Source organism: Mucilaginibacter tolerans (assembly GCF_030519375.1).
In the GTDB taxonomy this organism is placed as follows: Bacteria; Bacteroidota; Bacteroidia; order Sphingobacteriales; family Sphingobacteriaceae; genus Mucilaginibacter.
Window position 1 is genome coordinate 248668 of sequence record NZ_JAUMKB010000003.1, and the last position, 17335, is coordinate 266002.

General features: G+C 42.9%; 17 protein-coding genes. 7 read left to right on the top strand and 10 right to left on the bottom strand.

All coding sequences use genetic code 11. From position 1 onward, the window contains the following. Positions 1-21: 21 nt before the first annotated feature. Both Q3A68_RS05810 and Q3A68_RS05815 read right to left on the bottom strand, forming a co-directional pair. Positions 22-873: an N-acetylglucosamine kinase gene (locus Q3A68_RS05810; protein WP_302900113.1), complete on the bottom strand. Its 852-nt coding sequence runs from the start codon at positions 871-873 to the stop codon at positions 22-24. Next, positions 870-1250, bottom strand: a complete 381-nt coding sequence (locus tag Q3A68_RS05815; protein WP_302900114.1) for a response regulator — start codon at positions 1248-1250, stop codon at positions 870-872. Before Q3A68_RS05815 ends, Q3A68_RS05810 begins: the two co-directional genes overlap by 4 nt. A 184-nt stretch (positions 1251-1434) precedes the next feature. Between Q3A68_RS05815 and Q3A68_RS05820 the strand changes: the two genes are divergently transcribed. Further along, a complete protein-coding gene (locus Q3A68_RS05820) occupies positions 1435-3186 on the top strand; it encodes a M61 family metallopeptidase (protein WP_302900115.1) in 1752 nt (583 codons plus the stop codon). Between the two features lie 10 nt (positions 3187-3196). Here Q3A68_RS05820 and Q3A68_RS05825 read toward each other — a convergent pair whose 3' ends face one another. Continuing rightward, positions 3197-3598: a winged helix-turn-helix transcriptional regulator gene (locus Q3A68_RS05825; RefSeq protein WP_302900116.1), complete on the bottom strand. Its 402-nt coding sequence runs from the start codon at positions 3596-3598 to the stop codon at positions 3197-3199. Between the two features lie 82 nt (positions 3599-3680). Here Q3A68_RS05825 and Q3A68_RS05830 point away from each other — a divergent pair, with 82 nt between their 5' ends. Together Q3A68_RS05830 and Q3A68_RS05835 are read left to right on the top strand one after the other, a co-directional pair. Next, on the top strand, positions 3681-4568 hold the full coding sequence (locus Q3A68_RS05830) for an NmrA family NAD(P)-binding protein (protein WP_302900117.1): 888 nt from the start codon (positions 3681-3683) through the stop codon (positions 4566-4568). 143 nt (positions 4569-4711) lie between these two features. Further along, entirely contained in the window at positions 4712-4867 is a 156-nt protein-coding gene (locus tag Q3A68_RS05835) for a lmo0937 family membrane protein (protein WP_302900118.1), read from the top strand. Positions 4868-4913: 46 nt separating this feature from the next. Here the strand turns inward: Q3A68_RS05835 and Q3A68_RS05840 are convergent, their stop codons facing one another. The 6 genes from Q3A68_RS05840 to Q3A68_RS05865 all read right to left on the bottom strand — a co-directional run bounded on the left by Q3A68_RS05840 (position 4914) and on the right by Q3A68_RS05865 (position 11214). After that, positions 4914-5321: a VOC family protein gene (locus Q3A68_RS05840; RefSeq protein ID WP_302900119.1), complete on the bottom strand. Its 408-nt coding sequence runs from the start codon at positions 5319-5321 to the stop codon at positions 4914-4916. Positions 5322-5366: 45 nt separating this feature from the next. Continuing rightward, positions 5367-5807 carry a helix-turn-helix domain-containing protein gene (locus Q3A68_RS05845; protein ID WP_302900120.1) on the bottom strand — a complete coding sequence of 147 codons (441 nt, stop codon included), beginning with the start codon at positions 5805-5807 and terminating at the stop codon, positions 5367-5369. A gap of 83 nt (positions 5808-5890) precedes the next feature. After that, complete coding sequence (locus Q3A68_RS05850; protein ID WP_302900121.1) at positions 5891-6442, bottom strand: YciE/YciF ferroxidase family protein; 552 nt, start codon at positions 6440-6442, stop codon at positions 5891-5893. A 104-nt stretch (positions 6443-6546) separates the two neighbouring features. Continuing rightward, positions 6547-9033 carry a DNA ligase D gene (gene ligD / locus Q3A68_RS05855; protein ID WP_302900122.1) on the bottom strand — a complete coding sequence of 829 codons (2487 nt, stop codon included), beginning with the start codon at positions 9031-9033 and terminating at the stop codon, positions 6547-6549. 1 nt (position 9034) lies between these two features. Next, positions 9035-9805, bottom strand: a complete 771-nt coding sequence (ku, locus tag Q3A68_RS05860) for a non-homologous end joining protein Ku (RefSeq protein ID WP_302900123.1) — start codon at positions 9803-9805, stop codon at positions 9035-9037. 89 nt (positions 9806-9894) lie between these two features. Next, complete coding sequence (locus Q3A68_RS05865) at positions 9895-11214, bottom strand: APC family permease (protein ID WP_302900124.1); 1320 nt, start codon at positions 11212-11214, stop codon at positions 9895-9897. A gap of 83 nt (positions 11215-11297) precedes the next feature. On the opposite strand from Q3A68_RS05865, the gene Q3A68_RS05870 reads away from it, so the two are divergent. Continuing rightward, the gene (locus Q3A68_RS05870; protein ID WP_302900125.1) at positions 11298-12062 is read left to right on the top strand and encodes a ThuA domain-containing protein; all 765 of its coding nucleotides are present in this window, start codon (positions 11298-11300) and stop codon (positions 12060-12062) included. A gap of 102 nt (positions 12063-12164) precedes the next feature. Next, the gene (glgP, locus tag Q3A68_RS05875; RefSeq protein WP_302900126.1) at positions 12165-13820 is read left to right on the top strand and encodes an alpha-glucan family phosphorylase; all 1656 of its coding nucleotides are present in this window, start codon (positions 12165-12167) and stop codon (positions 13818-13820) included. Positions 13821-13911: 91 nt separating this feature from the next. Here the strand turns inward: glgP and Q3A68_RS05880 are convergent, their stop codons facing one another. Beyond that, a complete protein-coding gene (locus Q3A68_RS05880; RefSeq protein ID WP_302900127.1) occupies positions 13912-14184 on the bottom strand; it encodes a hypothetical protein in 273 nt (90 codons plus the stop codon). A gap of 126 nt (positions 14185-14310) precedes the next feature. Between Q3A68_RS05880 and flxY the strand changes: the two genes are divergently transcribed. Both flxY and flxA read left to right on the top strand, forming a co-directional pair. Then, positions 14311-15606, top strand: a complete 1296-nt coding sequence (flxY, locus tag Q3A68_RS05885; protein ID WP_302900128.1) for a flexirubin biosynthesis putative acyl-CoA ligase FlxY — start codon at positions 14311-14313, stop codon at positions 15604-15606. A gap of 140 nt (positions 15607-15746) precedes the next feature. Next, positions 15747-17291, top strand: a complete 1545-nt coding sequence (gene flxA / locus Q3A68_RS05890; protein WP_302900129.1) for a flexirubin biosynthesis tyrosine ammonia-lyase FlxA — start codon at positions 15747-15749, stop codon at positions 17289-17291. Positions 17292-17335: the final 44 nt, after the last annotated feature.

A 17335-nucleotide genomic window follows, 5' to 3' on the forward strand; every position in this document is an offset into this window, starting at 1 on the left:
AGCATGACACCCTCATCGGAACTACCCCTCCCGGCTTACAATAAACTGCATCAGGTCGAAAATAGGTTGGCGGATAACCTTACCCAGATGAATCTCGTTCTTCTCGCAAAGAGCCTTAAGTTCGTCAGCAAAAACAAAAGCGATTGATCCAACAAAATGGCATTTATAACGATGATATTGTGGGAACGATTTAATATCGGAATCGATAAACTCCTGGAAACCTCTGGCAAGTAACGCCTGGCAATAATCAGTTTGGCGGATGGTGTTTAAAAATCTTGAGAATGAAGCCAGAAAAGTATTAGCTGCCGGTTTCTGATACACATCCCGTATCACACTTTCTTTGGTGAGGTGATATTGCTCATCAAACTGAGCGTGTATGTCCGCAGGCATATTCCCATATAAAAAATCGGTGATTAAAGCTTTACCAAACCATGTGCCCGACCCCTCATCGCCCAAAGCATAACCTAAACCATGTTTTCCTGAGTGTACTTCTTCTCCATCAAAAAAAGAAATGTTAGACCCCGTTCCCAATACACAGCAAAGCCCTTTCTCGTGACCGCAAGTGGCATAGGCACTACCTAACAGATCGCTATCTGCACTGATGTAAGCTTTGGGGAATAACTGACTTAATGCATTGGTAACAATCTCGTGCCTGTCAGGGCTTGAGCAGCCTGCACCAAAAAAATAGATTTCTGTAACGTCGGCAGCATAAGCTACCATACCAGCACCCTGATCCTGCAGTATCTTCACCATTTCTCTTTCGGTAAGAAAATATGGATTTAGTCCCCCGGTTTTAAACTCTAATGGTTCCTTTTCGGGTACAGCAAGCAACCAGTCTGTTTTTGATGAACCGCTATCAGCAACAAGGATCATTTACAAATATCGTCGAGTGATTTTTGGGTGAGTGGTTTATGAATAAATGATGTGATATATTTATTGTTAGTCGATTTTTTCAAATCGGTTGGATCGAGCGAGGAAGATAACATGAATATCTTTATCGTCTGCTTGTTTGCAATATCCAGCTTATCATACTCCTGCAAAAACTCAAAGCCACCCATCATCGGCATACGGATATCCAAAAAAATCACATCGGGTTTTATTGCCCCGGAGCGCAAAGAATCAATCGCATCGCTGGCCGATTGGCTGACGATCACCTTCTCGGCAAACTCGCCGCTTTCTAATATTTTGCGCGTGACAAAATTATCAATGTAATTGTCGTCTATCAGTAAACAGGTTTTATAATTTGACATCCACTCCAAAAATAGCTTTTATAAAAATAAAAAAGAATGTGTTTGATTTTTTATTTTCCCAAACATCCGTCCTGTTTATCAACACCTTAATAGAGATATTACAATTCATTACCGGGTTTTTTTATATCTTGCCCGGATGAAATTATCACATTTAACAGCCCTTTTTTCGTTAATATTGCTTGCCATGAACCATTCTACCAGCAAAGCCGCCGACAACGTCCAGATATCTTATACCGTTACTTTTCCTGAAGCGCAGGCTCATTATGCCGAAATAGAAATGAACATTTCGGGCCTGAAACAAAACACCCTCGACCTGAAAATGCCAGTATGGACGCCTGGCTCATACCTTGTTCGCGAGTTCTCCAAAAATGTAGAATCATTCAGCGCCGAAGCCAATGGCAAATCAATAGATTCAAAAAAGATCCGCAAGAATATCTGGCAAATCCAGACGGCTAATGTATCTGCTGTTAAAGTAAAATATAAGCTGTATGCGTTCGAATTATCGGTACGTACCAGTTTGATCGATGTTTCTCATGCGTTCCTGGCAACCAGCGGAGTGTTCATGTATCCTGACGGGATGCTGCATCACCCCTCGACTATTCATATCGTGCCTCATAAAGGCTGGACAACTGTTTCAACCAGCCTGGATATGGTAAGTAATGATCCTTTTACCCTGCATTCGCCAGACTACGATATTTTATTTGATTCGCCGATTGAAGTAGGCACGCAGGACGTATTTAGTTTTGACGTAGCGGGCGTAAAATATGAGGTTGCTATGTGTGGCGGCGGTAATTACGATAAGGAGAAGCTGAAGAAAGACATGTCAAAGATCATTGAGCAGGAAGCTGCGGTTTTTGGTGAGGACCCTAATAAACGTTATGTATTTATCGTACACAATACCTCAAAAGGCGGCGGCGGATTGGAGCATTTAAGTTCGACCGTATTGGGCATGTCGCGTGATAATTATGCTACCGATGCCGGTTACCGCGGCTTTTTGACCCTGGTGGCCCATGAGCATTTCCACCTATGGAACGTGAAGCGCCTTAGGCCAATTGCGCTGGGGCCATTCGATTATGACAATGAAAACTACACAACGGATCTGTGGATAGCTGAAGGCTTTACTACTTATTACCAGAACATCATCGTACGTCGTACCAATATTTATCCACCTGAAACATACCTGGCAGCTTTGGCTGGAGATATTAATTATGTAGAGAACCAGGAGGGCAATAAAGTGCAGACCCTTTCAGAGTCTAGTTATGACGCATGGGTAAAGTATTACCGCCCGAATGAGAACTCTTTGAACACTAATATTTCTTACTACAACAAAGGCTCCATTATAGCGCTGATCTTCGACCTGGAGATCATCAACGTTACGCATGGCAAATCTTGCTTGGATGATGTGATGAAATACATGTACGATACTTATTATAAAACCCACAAGCGTGGCTACACCGATATCGAGTTTAAAGCCGCACTGGAAAAATTTAGTGGTAAAAATCTGGATGAGTTTTATAAAAAATACATCAACGGGTTGGATGATATCGATTATGGGAAATACCTGGCTTACGCGGGTTACCAGTTAAAAGACGAGCTTGGTGGGAATAATGACCCTTCACTAGGTGTTGTCACAGCATCGGCTAATAACAAAATCACTGTAACCAATGTTGTCCGCAATTCGGCTGCCTGGATTGACGGCATTAATGTGGGAGACGAAATAACTGATATTGATGGCAATAAAATCACGGATATGAGCACTGCCTTAAATGGTAAAAAACCAGGAGATAAGATCAGTGTATCGGTATTGAGAGATGGTTTACCTGTAACCCTTCCTGTTACTCTGCTTAAAAGGACGCAGGTAAAGTACAGTATCGTCAGTGTCGATTCGCCAAGCGCGCAGCAACTGGAAGTGCGTAAAAAGTGGCTAAGGCTGTAGTCTCTTTAAATTAGCTTTGCTGCGGGAAGCTTTCCATGGCTTTATTGGCATAGGTTTCCTGTAGCCCGGTATCTTCTATAGCCCAGTTAGCCATTGCAAACAGTACGGGGTGTAATTTCTTACCCGCAGAGGTCAGGCTGTAAATTACGTAAGGCGGCACTACGGGTTTTGACTCCCTGATCACCAGGTTATCAACTTCCAGTTGTTTCAGGTTCTGAATCAGCATTTTTTCGGTAATAGCCGGAATAGCTTTACGCAGTTCGCTGTAACGCTTATCTCCTGTGAGCAAGTGATATAAAATAATCGGCTTCCAGTAACCACCTATCTTTTCCATAACATAAGTTACCGGGCATTCACTAAGTGCGAACTTCTTATTTTCCTGTATGGTTGAGCTTTCTTTTACCAGTGTCATGATACATACTTTAGGGTAAGTACTTGTAAAAAAGTAAGTACAAAAATAACTTTGTTCCCAACAAAATCAAATTAAAAAGATCATGAAAATTATAGTAACAGGCTCATTGGGGAACATTAGTAAACCTCTCGCCAAACAACTGGTAGCAAACGGTCACGATGTGAACGTCATTAGCTCGGATACAAACAAAGTAAATGACATCGAAGCTTTGGGTGCTAAAGCAGCCATAGGTTCAATCGCCGATGTCGACTTCCTGGCTCAAACATTCACTGGTGCAGACGTAGTGTATACCATGATACCGCCAAACTTCGCAGCAGCCAATTACCGTAAATATGTTGGCGACTCAGGCAAAACCTATGCAGAGGCTGTCAAAAAAGCGGGTATTAAAAGAATCGTAAACTTGAGCAGTATCGGTGCTGACATTGACGGCGGCACAGGTCCGATATCAGGTGTACATGATGCCGAGACCGGGTTAAACAAATTGGAGGGCGTTGCCATTAAACACGTTCGCGCTGGTTTCTTTTACACCAATTTTTATAACAATATCCCGATGATTAATCAGGGCTTCCTTGGATCAAACTATAGTGCACAAACACGCCTGGTTATGACCCACCCATTGGATATTGCCAATATTGTGGCGGAAGAATTGCAAAATACTTTCACAGGCAAGAGCGTACGTTATGCGGTGAGCGACGAACGCACTTTGGGTGAGGCAGCGAAAATTTTAGGAGCAGCTATCGATAAACCTGATTTGAAATGGATTGAATTTACCGATGAGCAAGCCTACGAGGGAATGCTTCAAGGCGGTTTGCCCCCGGAAATTGCCCGAAATTTTACAGAAATGGGGACCGCCATACGAAGCGCCATTTTATGGAAAGATTTTGACGCCAGTGGCGGCGTGATTTCAGGTAAAATAAAGCTGGAAGAGTTTGCAAAAGAATTTGCTGAACGACTTCAGGTAACTGCCTAACTGCCTCAGATTTCATCTAATCATTAGCTTATTACGAAGCTGTCTATATAAATAGTATGGGCAGCTTTGTTGTTTTATCAAAACATTTTAGCTCCGGGAGACTTATATTAATGAAAAACATCATCTAACTAAAACTATCTACCATGAATTCATTATTGTATATCATCGCCGTTATACTCATCATAGGATGGGCACTGGGCGTATTTGTTTATTCAGCCGCAGGGCTGATACACGTACTATTGGTTATTGCGATCATCGCCATCATTTTAGGATTGCTGCGACGACCAACGACTATATAAATAATATGAAACGTAAAAAAAAGGCCGCTAACACGGCTTTTTTTATTTACTTCTGACCAAGTGAGAACCAATTTCCCGAATCGTCTTTAAACAATGCTTCGAAACCATAAAACTCCTGCGTCGGTGCTTTGGTAAACTCCACGCCCTTGGCCTTCAATTCTTCATAAGTTGCTAATAAGTCATTGCATTGAAATACACCGAACCCAAATGTTCCGCCTGCTACCAGTTTGCGCATAGCTTCTGCTGATTCCCTGGTGAACATCATCCCTTCGCTTATCGCCATCAGGGCGATTTCAAGGTCAGTCTGTTCTGGCGGGTTAACCGTGAGCCAGCGGGCGCCCGGCCCCATAGGCGCATCGGTATGTACTTTAAAACCCAGTTTATTCACATAAAAATCGTATGCGCTGTCCTGGTTGAGCACAAAAATGCTCACATGATTTAATCGGGTGATCATAATTTTAAGTAATTGATTTACTCAAATATCTATGATACAGCACATTTAGACTTCTTGAAAATTGCTCTTTTGGGTCCAGCCGTTCATTTCGGCAAAGCAATTGGGAACATGTTTGAGAGGGATGGTTTTTATCTCTAGCTGCTTGCCGATATATTCTTGCAGATACGCGGAAGGTGTTTGTCCAACCATGCGCTTAAATAAACCTGTAAACGAGCTGACGCTGTCAAACCCCACTGAATAACATACTTCAGAAACCGGCATTTGCTTTTTCAAAAACAATTTCGAGTTTTCTATCCGAACATAAGTCAGGTACTGGTGGGGCGTTTTGCCGTAAGTTTTTTTGAAAAGGCGGATGAAATGAAATTTGGAGAAGAAAGCCTCATCGGCAATATGGTCAAGCTCAATCGCATTGGCGTAGTTATCGTCAATAAACAATTTGGCTTTAACTATGCGCCGGTACAGGTATACTTTGGGATAAAACTCCATTGGATGAAGATCGCTATTAAAGTTAAGAATTTATCCATAAAAAAGGCCGCCAATGGCAGCCTTTTAATTCATTTTCAATAACATCATTTCTTTTCTTTACTTGCCGATTGATTTATGCTGTTTTCGGCTACCTCCGTAAGTTTGATATCGGCATTTTTTTCCTCCTGCAAGGTTGCTTCAAGTAACTCTGCTGCTTCATCGTACCCTAAAACGCCTGCCAGTGTTTTTAAAGTGCCGTAAGAAGCAATTTCATAATGTTCTATTTTCTGTCCCGCTGAAATAATTCCTGCATCGCGTGTAATGCTTCCTGTTTTAGTGTCGGCAACAATTTCATCGCCTTCTTTTATCAGGCCTGCCATTGCTTCACATTTTTTAGCGACAACTTTTTCGCCTATTGATTCAAAAGCTCGTTCTAAACGACTTACATGATTTTCCGTTTCAGCCAAATGATTTTGAATTGCAGAACGCAGTTGCTCACTGGTAGCTGCTTTGGCCATTTTTGGTAAAGCCGTTGTTAAATGTTTTTCAGCCCAATAAATATCTTTTAACTCATCAATGAATAATTCATTCAATGCTGATTCGTTCACGCCCGAGGCCATTTCTGCGTGGTTCGCTGTTGTTTTGATAGTCGACATAATGTAGATCCTTTTTAATTGTTTGTATTTAAACTACATATGGCAATCACTTAAGTTTTATTATTTTGAAATAATATTAATTAAAAATATACATTGATTAATTATTACGATTTTAGCAATTCGAGTGCACTTTTTAGATCAGCTTTGCTTTTGGTCAGATCTTTCCAGGGATCGTCGGTATTTTTTACACGCTCACGCATCGTGTTAATTGTGTAATCGGATAGCTTCAGATGATTATCAACTTCATTCCAATGCAACGGAGCAGAAACCGTTGCGCCGGGTTTTGGCCTCACGGAATAAGGGCACGCTATAGTTTGCCCCCTCCGGTTTTGCAGGAAATCGATATAAGTTTTATTTCTCCGCTTTGCAGGATTGCGTTCCACACTGGTGATATCGGGCAACTCATCATGAATTATATTAGCGGTATATTCGGCAAACATTTTAGTGAAATCGTAATCATATTTGGCGCCCAGGTAGCAGTAAATATGCAGCCCTTTGGAGCCTGACGTTTTTACAAACACGTCCAATTTCATGCGGTCGAAGACCTCTTTGGTTTTCAGAGCCACTTCTACAGCTTCGGTAAATGGCACATCGTGCGGATCAATATCGATCACCACAAAATCGGGGTTCTCCGGCTTTTTGTAGGAACTGAGCCAGGGGTTTATCTCTATACAGCCCAAGTTCACCATATAAAGTAAAGTCGCGGCATCCTTGCCAATAATGTAATTGATATTTTTATCGTTGCTTTCGGAGTAAACAGGCTCCGTTTTTATATAGGATGGCAGGTGACTGGCATCCACATCTTTCTGAAAAAAGCCCTCGTCTACAATGCCGTTGGGCTGCCGGCGCATGGAGATGGGCTTGTCCTTCAGGTAAGGAATAATATAGTCGGCCATATCCTTATAGTAATGGATCAGCTCGCCTTTGGTAATTCCTTCGTCTTTCCAAAAAACCTTACTCAGATGTGTTCCTTTAACCTGGTCGCGGCCAAAGGTGAATACTTCCTCGTCGGCCACTTGCTTGTTGGGTGTTTCCATTACAACGTTTTCTTCGTTTTTATCTATGCGTAGCCCCTTATAAACCGGTTGCCGTAAATGTCCGTCTGCCGTCCATTCGGCGTACCAAACCTCACATACTAATTTCGGTTTTGTCCAGGTGACTTTTGTGCGTTGGTGCACTTTCTGTTCAAAAGGCTTTTTGTCAGTTTCCAAAGGTTGCATTTTCTCATAAAGCTCGCGGATCGAGGTTTCATTGAAGCCTGTCCCGCAATTGCCGATATACCTAATCTTCTTTCCCTCGTTGATGCCCAGCACCAATGCACCAAAATGTTTCCTCGATCCCGTCGGAGCAGTATACCCGCAAATAATGGCTTCCTGCGAATTTTGGAGCTTAAACTTTTGCCACCGGTCCGACCGCTTGCTGCTTGCATAAATGCTGTGCATGTCTTTGCCGATAATGCCCTCCCAGCCTTCTTTTTTTGCTTTCGCGAATAGCTCGGTTCCTTTGCCCGTTATATGGTCGTTATATATGATTCGCGTGCTTTTCAGGGATTTGACCAGCGTTTTGAGCAGTTCCTTGCGCTTGATTAGTTCCATCCCCCGCAGGTCGTGACCGTTTAGTTTTAACAAATCGAACACGTAATACTTCAGCGTTCCGGCAGTCGTATCATTTTTATAGTTCTGGATATGCTGAAACTTGCTTTTACCCTCTTTATCTTCAATTACCAATTCACCGTCCAGAATAGCATCCTGTCCGATAACCTTGAGTTCATCAATAATCGGTTTATAATCCTTGCTAAAATCGATGTTATTTCGCGAAATCAGTTTTGCCTTTTTACCCGTATAGCCGATTGCCCGGTAGCCGTCCAGTTTTTTCTCGTAGATCCAGTCAGAATCATCAAATACTTTGGCCTCTAATTTGGCCATCATAGGTGTGTAAGCTTTCTCACCTGCAGGCTCGTCATCCGCCTCTTCTTTAGTTTCTTCGGGCTGAGTCTTTCTACGATTCGATAAAGCTTCAACATTACCGTTCTTATTATTGCCGAGCTTTTTCACGTCAGCCGGAACAAGGCTTTCGCTGTCATATTTTTTTGTGACCGCAAACTGATCTTTATGCTTAATCAGCAGCCATGAATTATCTTCGCCGCTGTGCAGTTTTACAAGGGCAAACTCACCCTTTAATTTTTCACCATTGAGTTTGAATTTCAAATTACCAGCTTTTAAACCGGCCCGTAAATTTTTTACATCATCCGCCCGCTTTTCGGACAACGAGGTATAGGTGCCTTTATCCCATATCATCACTACTCCCGCGCCATAGTTTCCTTGCGGAATGATCCCCTCAAATTTGCGGTAATCAAAAGGATGATCTTCTACCATCATAGCCAGGCGTTTGTCACCCGGGTTCATCGATGGCCCTTTGGGTACTGCCCAGCTTTTTAGCACACCATCGAGCTCGAGCCTGAAATCATAATGCAGGTGCGACGCATGGTGCCGCTGAACAACAAAAGCCAGATGTTTGTTATCGCTCTTGCCCCCCTTCGGCTCGGTAGTCTTATTGAAGACACGCTTTTTTATGTACTCCGCCAGCCCCATATTATGCTCCTTTTCTTGCGTTCAAACTCTGCATCAGTTGATCATAAAGATCATTATTGGTAGTCTTATGTGGTTTTAGTTTCTTGATGGTAGGACGTTTCCCTTTTGCCTTCGCTTCGATTATCTTCAGCAATTCCTGGTGATAATCATCCTTAAATTTCGACACATCGAATTTTTCTTCGTATTGTTTGATCAAAGCAATACCTACATCCAATTCTTTCTTGCCGACCGCCACATCATCATCAATATTCAGATCTTCTGTACTACGAATTTCCTGTGCAAAACGGATGCGTGTAACCACCAGCACATGCTCAACCGGGTGAACAATGCACAAACTTTCGGTGCTTCTTAAAACAAATCGTGCTAGTCCGGCTTTGCCTGTCTTTTTCAATGCCTCTATCAGCAGTGCATAGGCCTTATTGTTCTTAGTATCCGGTTCGGTATAGTAGGAGGTTTCATAGTACATCGGATTAACCTCCGATATATCCACAAAGCTTTCTATTTCGATCACTTTGCTTTTTTCAGGCGCCGCATCTTCAAAATCGTGGTCTTCCAGTATTACATAATCATCATTAAGCTTATACCCTTTTACAATCTTATCGTACGGCACCTCTTTATGCGTATGCTCATTAACACGTTGATACCTGATGCGTGAGTGATCACGGCTGTCGAGCATATCCAGATCAAGAGAACTGCTTTGCACCGCCGAATACAATTTGATGGGAATATTAACCAGTCCGAAGCCTATCGAACCTTTCCATATCGATCTCATAGCCAATTGTTTTACACTAATATAACTACAAATAAACGGCTTAGGTTTTGCAGATTGACGTTTTTCCCAAAGACCGGTACGTCAGGTCCCTACACCTGCGGCAATTTCGTCCATTTGATTATCCACCAAACTAACTCAGCGGTAAGCAGGGCGCAAACAGCAAAAACAGCAGGGATAATACCCTTCCCGGTTGATACTAAAGCGCCTGACAGAGCCACAGCATACACTACCAGCGGCAACAAAGCCATCAGGCAAAGCCCGGCGATATTGAGCGGTATTTTAAAGGGTCGGGGCCTATCAGGTTCGCTTAGGCGAAGACGGATTAATGAGATATATTCTAAAAATAATCCTGCGCCGTAAACCGTAACATCTATAATGAGCAGATCGGCGAAGGTCCAGAGCACCATGAGGCTTACTACTAGAGAACAGATGATAATAGACACGTATGGGGTGCCGAATTTGGAGTGCAGTTTGTTCAGCCATTTGGGCAGCAGGCCATCATCGGCCATTACTTTTGGCACACGTGATACGGAGAGTAATACTGCTGCATAGATCCCTAACGTGCTGGCCATACCTCCGGCTGCGATCATTATGCCAAGCCATCTGCCGCTAATTAATACCCCTAATTCAGGGAAGCCCCTATCGGTTAAAGTAATAAAACCAATATGCGATTGCTGGGCTACGAGGATAGCGAAGAAATAAACAACCAGCACCAGTATAAATGCCGTAAAAACCGAAACAAGATATGACCGCACAGGCTTCTCCACTTCCTCGGCATAAGTGGTCACGTTATCCCATCCCAGGCAGTTCCACATCACAGTGTACAAAGCCATCCCCATAGAAGGGTAAGTAATGCCTTTCAACGAAGGCGAAGGGATATTTAATCCGCCCGTGTGATGATAAAAGAAGGCCAGGATCAGTACTAAAAACGGTGTCAGCACACCTACGCCTAATATCAGAGACACACGTCCTACCGGCACAATCCCTAAAATGTTTAACCCGGCAGAGGCCCAGATGATGCATAGGCATACCGGTATTTTGTAAGCAGCAAGTTCAGGGTAAAAAAAAGATGCATACTGCACAAACAGCACCGGGTAAATAGCCAGGTCGACGAAAGTGTATAGCCATGTCCACCAACCTTCATAAAATCCCCAGCGCGTTCCTAACGCATATTTCACCCAGCGGTAATAACCGCCTTCAATAGGCATCATGCTGTTTAACTCCAGTACAGTGAAAATGGCGGGTACATCCCAAACGATTGGCGTGAGCATTAACAACAACAAAGCGCCATGTTCACCCGCGTAGGACAAAAGCGGTTCAAGCCCGTAAGGGCCGCCGGAAACGGTAAAAAAGATCACGGCAACCAACTGCAGCGGGCGAATCTTTTTTATGGCGGGTGACGAGGACATGTTAGCTGATAAAAATATTGTTTTTAGCGGGATTTGCCAGTGACACTCGCTAAGTATTCTATATTTGGATAAAATCTACCCTGATGAGAAAGAATTTACTGGTACTCTTTATCTTTTTCTTCACTTTTTCTCAGTCATTTGCGCAACAGACAGCTCCTCGCTTCAGAGTTATCGCTCTTTACGAAAATGGCGGGCACCATGTAGAATACTCCAAAGCGGCCAGGATATGGCTCGATAAACTGGCAACCGATAGTAATTTCAGTATTGATTATATCCAGAACACAGATAAAATAAATGAAGAATTTTTGAGCCATTACCAACTCTTCATCCAATTGGATTATGCCCCTTACGCCTGGAAACCTGATGCTGTTAAAGCGTTCGAAAAATATATTGAAGAAGGGCGCGGCGGATGGATCGGCTTTCACCATGCCACGCTTTTGGGTGAATTTGATGGTTACCCGATGTGGCAATGGTTCTCCACCTTTATGGGTGGCATTCGCTGGAAAAATTATATTGCCACTTTTGTGCAGGGTAAGGTAAATGTAGAAGATCAGCAACACCCGGTGATGAAGGGTGTTCCGTCATCGTTCTGGATAAAAACGGAAGAGTTCTATACCTATGATAAAAGTCCGCGCCCGAATGTCCACGTGATAGCCAGCGTTGATGAAAATTCTTATATCCCCAAATCTGAAGTCATAATGGGCGATCATCCCGTAATATGGAGCAATGAGCATGTGAAAGCGCGCAATGTCTATATTTTTATGGGCCACTCCCCCAACTTGTTCGACAACGACGCTTATAAAAAGCTATTTACCAACGCCATATTCTGGGCAGCGTTAAAGCCATGACTGCTTAATACAGGGTTGAAGTTACCTTTTGTGGATAAAAACTACTGCTCAAAATAGGGTGATGTTTTTTATTATTGCCGACAATAAATTTCACAATTAACTATGTTATCAAGAGACGAAATATTCGGTTATCAACCCGATCCTAAATATAAAAAGGCAGTTGCCTACTTCTCGATGGAGTTTGCCATCGACCAGGCATTAAAAATTTATAGCGGTGGCTTAGGCTTTCTTGCCGGCTCGCATATGCGCAGCGCTTATGAATTGAAGCAAAATGTAATAGGCATCGGCATGCTCTGGAAATACGGGTATTATGACCAGCAGCGTGAAATCAATGCTAGCATGAAGCCGATGTTTGTTGAAAAGGGCTATTCTTTTATTCATGATACCGGCATTATGTTTACTGTGCCCGTACATGATACCCCAGTATATGTAAGGGCTTTCCTACTTAAGCCGCAAACATTTGGCTCTGCCCCGATTTTTTTACTAACAACTAATCTGAATGAGAATGACGAGCAATCGCGCTCCATCAGTTATAAGCTTTACGATTCAAACGAGGCAACCCGCATTGCACAATCTATCATACTGGGTATTGGTGGCGCGATGCTGATCGATAAACTTGGTTTGAATATCGACATTTATCATATGAACGAGGGACACTCGTTACCGCTTAATTTTTACCTGTATTCTAAATACCAGAGCTTAAAAGAGGTAAAAAAGAGAGTAGTATTTACAACTCATACCCCCGAGGCTGCCGGTAATGAAGAGCACAGTTATGATCTGCTCAAAAAGATGTCATTCTTTTATGGCTTGCAAATCGAAGAGGTAAAAAAGCTGCTCGATATCGACCATTATGGTTTGAATTATACATTGGCCGCCCTTAAATTCGCTAAAAAAGCCAATGGTGTATCCAAGCTCCATGGTGAAGTTTCCCGCGAAATGTGGGATCACAATCCTGGTATTTGCGAGATCACTTCCATTACCAATGCACAAAACAAAACCTATTGGAAAGACGATCAGTTTGAAAATGCTTTAGCCGGAAAGAGTGATGAAGCGATCATTAGTCGCAAAAAAGAAATGAAAAGGCATTTGTTTAAAGTAGTGGCCGATCAATGCGGTAAGATATTTGACGAAAATGTACTGACAGTTGTATGGGCCCGCCGTTTCGCCGGTTATAAACGCGCCGACCTGATGACTTACGACTGGGAGCGCTTTATAAAATTGATATACAGCAGCGAAATGCCTGTACAATTAATTTGGGCCGGAAAACCGTATCCTGAAGATTATGGCGCGATAGACCAGTTTAACCAGATCATCCATAAAATGTGGCCTTTTGCCAACTGTGCGGTACTTACTGGATACGAGCTCGGGCTGTCTGCATTACTCAAAAAAGGATCAGACGTTTGGTTGAATAACCCAAAAATGTACCGCGAAGCATCCGGCACCAGCGGAATGACGGCAGCGATGAATGGCAGCGTCAACTTCTCGCTTCCTGATGGCTGGGTACCCGAATTTGCAAAGGATAAAGAGAATTGCTTTGTTATTCCCCCCGGTGATGACAGTTTACCCCAGCACGACAGGGATATGCTGGAAGCGAAAAGCCTGATGGATATTTTGAATAATACGATCCGTCCGATGTATTATAAAGATCAGAAAAAATGGGTATCTATGATCAGAAAAGCAGCTGCCGATGTTTCACCAGCATTTGATTCCGGACGTATGGCTGATGAATATTATAATGTGATGTATCTGAGCAAATAAATTTACGCCTTTGTAGAGACGCAATGCCTAGCGTCTCTACATGTTTATATATGTAAAAAATGCCTCTCCGAATCTGAGAGGCATTTTTATTCTATGGGCGTGGCGGACGCGGCGGCGGTGGAGGCAGTGGGCCATTTGGATGCGGCGGTGGTTTTGGCAATCTGATATTCAGGCTTCCGCGATGATGCCGGTAATGCCTGTGACGCCTGTGTAACCTTGGAGCACCGGGCGGCGGTGGTGGCGGAGGCGGTCTTCGCTGTAATAAAGTAACCGGACCAGCCAATGGCTCTGCTTTTGTTTCTTTTGCAAAACCAAAGCTAAAAACTGTTACAATCGTAATGATCAAAAATCTACTGTACTTCATGTAAATTGGTTAATGTTAAAATTAAACGGATAACCTAAATATAGTAATAATGTTTATTACTATGCTTCAAAAGAACTCACTTTAGGCATTTTTATTACATTTGGGGGAAGTAAAAACTGGAAACTAATGTCGATTTTAGAGGAACGGGATAAACAATTGGCAGGAGAAGAAACAAAGATGCAGGAACAAAAATTGCAGCAACTTTTGCAATATGTTTCACAATATTCGCCATTTTATAAGGAACTATTTGCAAAGCATCAAATCGATATTAACACGGTCAAAACAATCGCTGACCTGGCACAAATACCACCAACTTATAAGGAAGACTTACAACAGCGCAACAACGACTTTCTTTGTGTACCTGCCCAACAGGTGATAGAATATACTTCAACCTCAGGCACGTTAGGCGGGCCGGTTACCATTGCCCTAACAGAAAATGACCTGAACCGCCTAGCTTACAACGAGTATAACTCATTCTCATGCGCTGATGGCTCAAAGGAAGATATTTACCAGCTGATGCTGACACTCGACCGCCAGTTTATGGCAGGTATCGCTTATTATTCAGGCATCCGCAAATTAGGGGCGGGCATCATCAGGCTTGGCCCGGGCGTGCCCGCATTACAATGGGAAACCATCCAGAGATTGAAACCAACTGCTATCGTTGCGGTACCATCATTTATATTAAAGCTGATCAATTTTGCCAAAGAAGCCGGAATTGATATCAATAACACATCAGTTAAAAAAGCGATCTGCATAGGAGAAAACATCCGCAATACAGATTTCTCGCTGAATATGCTTGGCAAAAAGATTACCGAAGCCTGGAACATCAAACTATATTCAACTTATGCCTCCACCGAAATGCAAACGGCCTTTACGGAATGTGGCGAAGGCAAAGGTGGACACTATCAACCCGAATTGGTGATCGTAGAATTATTAGACGACAATAATCAACCAGTAGAACCTTATGCTCCCGGAGAAGTGACCATTACAACTTTAGGCGTAGAAGGGATGCCATTGCTGCGCTATAAAACCGGCGACATCTGCATGTATTTTGACGAACCCTGCGCTTGCGGCAGAACAAGCTTACGCCTTTCGCCCATCCTTGGCCGAAAAAAACAGATGATCAAATTCAAAGGGACGACCCTATATCCACCTGCGTTGTTTGATCTGCTTAACGAACGCGAAGAAATACTGGATTATGTAGTGGAGGTATCGTCAAACGATATTGACCTTGACCAGGTAACACTTTATGTCGTCCCCGCAGACGATAGCGAAGAATGCGACCACCGCATCCGTTCTTATTTGCAGGCCAGGCTAAGGGTGAGTCCTCATATTAAATACATCACTGCAGAAGAGATCCAAAAAATGCAGTTTAATGAGGCTAACCGGAAGCCAGTCAAATTTATTGACAGAAGATTGTAGTCCGGAAGTCCGTATCAGTTGGGAAGTCTGGAAAACATCATAAAAGAAACATCTTGCCAACTTTCTGACTTGCCGACTTACGGACTTTATTCATACCTTAGCCAATTAATTTAAAAACCCGAAAAACATACATTTTGCCCATGATACATATTGGACAAAGCACACTTTCTTTAGATGATTTTGCTGAGCTGATATTTAAAAACGAAGAAGTGGCTTTGGATACAGCAGCCTTAAACAAGGTAAACACCAATTTTGAATTCCTTAAAAAGTTCTCCTCGCACAAACTGATCTATGGCATCAATACCGGTTTTGGGCCGATGGCGCAATACAAGGTAAGCGAAGAAAATATTTTACAACTTCAATATAACCTTATCCGCAGCCACTCGTCCGGCAGCGGTAAACTGATTCCGGCCCAATTGTCAAAAGCGTTGATGATAGCGCGGTTAAATAGCTTTATGCAGGCTTATTCGGGTGTGCATACTGAAGTGGTCGAGCTGTTAAAAGAAATGATCAACAACGACATTTGTCCGTGCATATATGAACATGGTGGCGTTGGCGCAAGCGGCGACCTGGTACAATTGGCCCATCTGGGATTAGTTCTGATAGGTGAAGGCGAAGTGATTTTTGAAGATGCAGTTCATCCGACTATTGAGATATTTAATAAATTCAATATCAAGCCACTCTCCATTCACATACGCGAAGGCTTGGCTATTTTAAACGGTACTTCGGCAATGACGGGCATTGGGATGATAAATATCCTTTATGCGCGAAAGCTGCTAAGCTGGTCGGTATTGTTTTCTGCAATGATTAATGAGATCGTTGAGGCCTTTGATGATCATTATTCCTATGAACTGAATATTGTAAAACATCACAAAGGGCAAAACAAAATTGCTTCATTGATGCGCGATATTCTGAAAGACAGCAAAATGATCCGCGACCGTTCGGAGCATTTATACAATCCAGACAATCTTGATCAGGAAGTATTTGAAGATAAAGTACAGGAATATTACTCGTTACGTTGTGTCACCCAGGTTTTGGGGCCTATTTATGATACCATCAACCAGGCTGAGAATGTTGTGGTGAATGAGATCAACTCGGTTAACGACAACCCGGTGATCGATCATGAAAACCACAACATTTTTCATGGCGGCAATTTCCACGGCGATTACGTCTCCCTGGAGATGGATAAGCTGAAGATCGCCATTACTAAGCTCTCCATGCTTGCTGAACGCCAATTGAATTACTTGCTGAACAACAAACTGAACCAGAAATTCCCGCCTTTTGTTAATCTGGGTGTTTTAGGACTAAACTTCGGTATACAGGGCATGCAGTTTACGGCTACATCAACAGTAGCGGAAAATCAAACACTGTCGTTCCCGATGTATGTACACAGCATCCCTAATAATAATGATAACCAGGACATTGTAAGCATGGGCTGCAACGCAGCATTGATGACCAAAAGGGTGATTGACAATTCGTTCGAGGTACTGGCCATTCATTTAATTACCATACTGCAGGCTATAGACTACCTGGAATGTCACGACAGGTTATCATCCGCATCCATGTCGTTGTATGATAAGGTGCGCGCTATTTCCCCGAAATTTATTGAGGACCAGCCACGTTATAAAGAAATGGCACGTGTGAAAGACTTCCTGGTGGCTTCGGATCACATATCTGCTTTTTAAGAAATGCCATGAGATAAAAGGTTATCTATCAGCATAATTGAACA

Bases quoted from the DNA above. Each gene is read 5' to 3' on its own strand.
- flxY (WP_302900128.1), top strand. From the start codon at position 14,311: ATGTCGATTTTAGAGGAACGGGATAAACAATTGGCAGGAGAAGAAACA.
- Q3A68_RS05845 (WP_302900120.1), bottom strand. From the start codon at position 5,807: ATGGAGTTTTATCCCAAAGTATACCTGTACCGGCGCATAGTTAAAGCC.
- flxA (WP_302900129.1), top strand. From the start codon at position 15,747: ATGATACATATTGGACAAAGCACACTTTCTTTAGATGATTTTGCTGAG.
- Q3A68_RS05815 (WP_302900114.1), bottom strand. From the start codon at position 1,250: ATGTCAAATTATAAAACCTGTTTACTGATAGACGACAATTACATTGAT.
- glgP (WP_302900126.1), top strand. From the start codon at position 12,165: ATGTTATCAAGAGACGAAATATTCGGTTATCAACCCGATCCTAAATAT.
- Q3A68_RS05870 (WP_302900125.1), top strand. From the start codon at position 11,298: ATGAGAAAGAATTTACTGGTACTCTTTATCTTTTTCTTCACTTTTTCT.
- Q3A68_RS05850 (WP_302900121.1), bottom strand. From the start codon at position 6,442: ATGTCGACTATCAAAACAACAGCGAACCACGCAGAAATGGCCTCGGGC.
- Q3A68_RS05835 (WP_302900118.1), top strand. From the start codon at position 4,712: ATGAATTCATTATTGTATATCATCGCCGTTATACTCATCATAGGATGG.
- ku (WP_302900123.1), bottom strand. From the start codon at position 9,805: ATGAGATCGATATGGAAAGGTTCGATAGGCTTCGGACTGGTTAATATT.
- ligD (WP_302900122.1), bottom strand. From the start codon at position 9,033: ATGGGGCTGGCGGAGTACATAAAAAAGCGTGTCTTCAATAAGACTACC.
- Q3A68_RS05820 (WP_302900115.1), top strand. From the start codon at position 1,435: ATGAACCATTCTACCAGCAAAGCCGCCGACAACGTCCAGATATCTTAT.
- Q3A68_RS05880 (WP_302900127.1), bottom strand. From the start codon at position 14,184: ATGAAGTACAGTAGATTTTTGATCATTACGATTGTAACAGTTTTTAGC.
- Q3A68_RS05825 (WP_302900116.1), bottom strand. From the start codon at position 3,598: ATGACACTGGTAAAAGAAAGCTCAACCATACAGGAAAATAAGAAGTTC.
- Q3A68_RS05830 (WP_302900117.1), top strand. From the start codon at position 3,681: ATGAAAATTATAGTAACAGGCTCATTGGGGAACATTAGTAAACCTCTC.
- Q3A68_RS05840 (WP_302900119.1), bottom strand. From the start codon at position 5,321: ATGATCACCCGATTAAATCATGTGAGCATTTTTGTGCTCAACCAGGAC.
- Q3A68_RS05810 (WP_302900113.1), bottom strand. From the start codon at position 873: ATGATCCTTGTTGCTGATAGCGGTTCATCAAAAACAGACTGGTTGCTT.
- Q3A68_RS05865 (WP_302900124.1), bottom strand. From the start codon at position 11,214: ATGTCCTCGTCACCCGCCATAAAAAAGATTCGCCCGCTGCAGTTGGTT.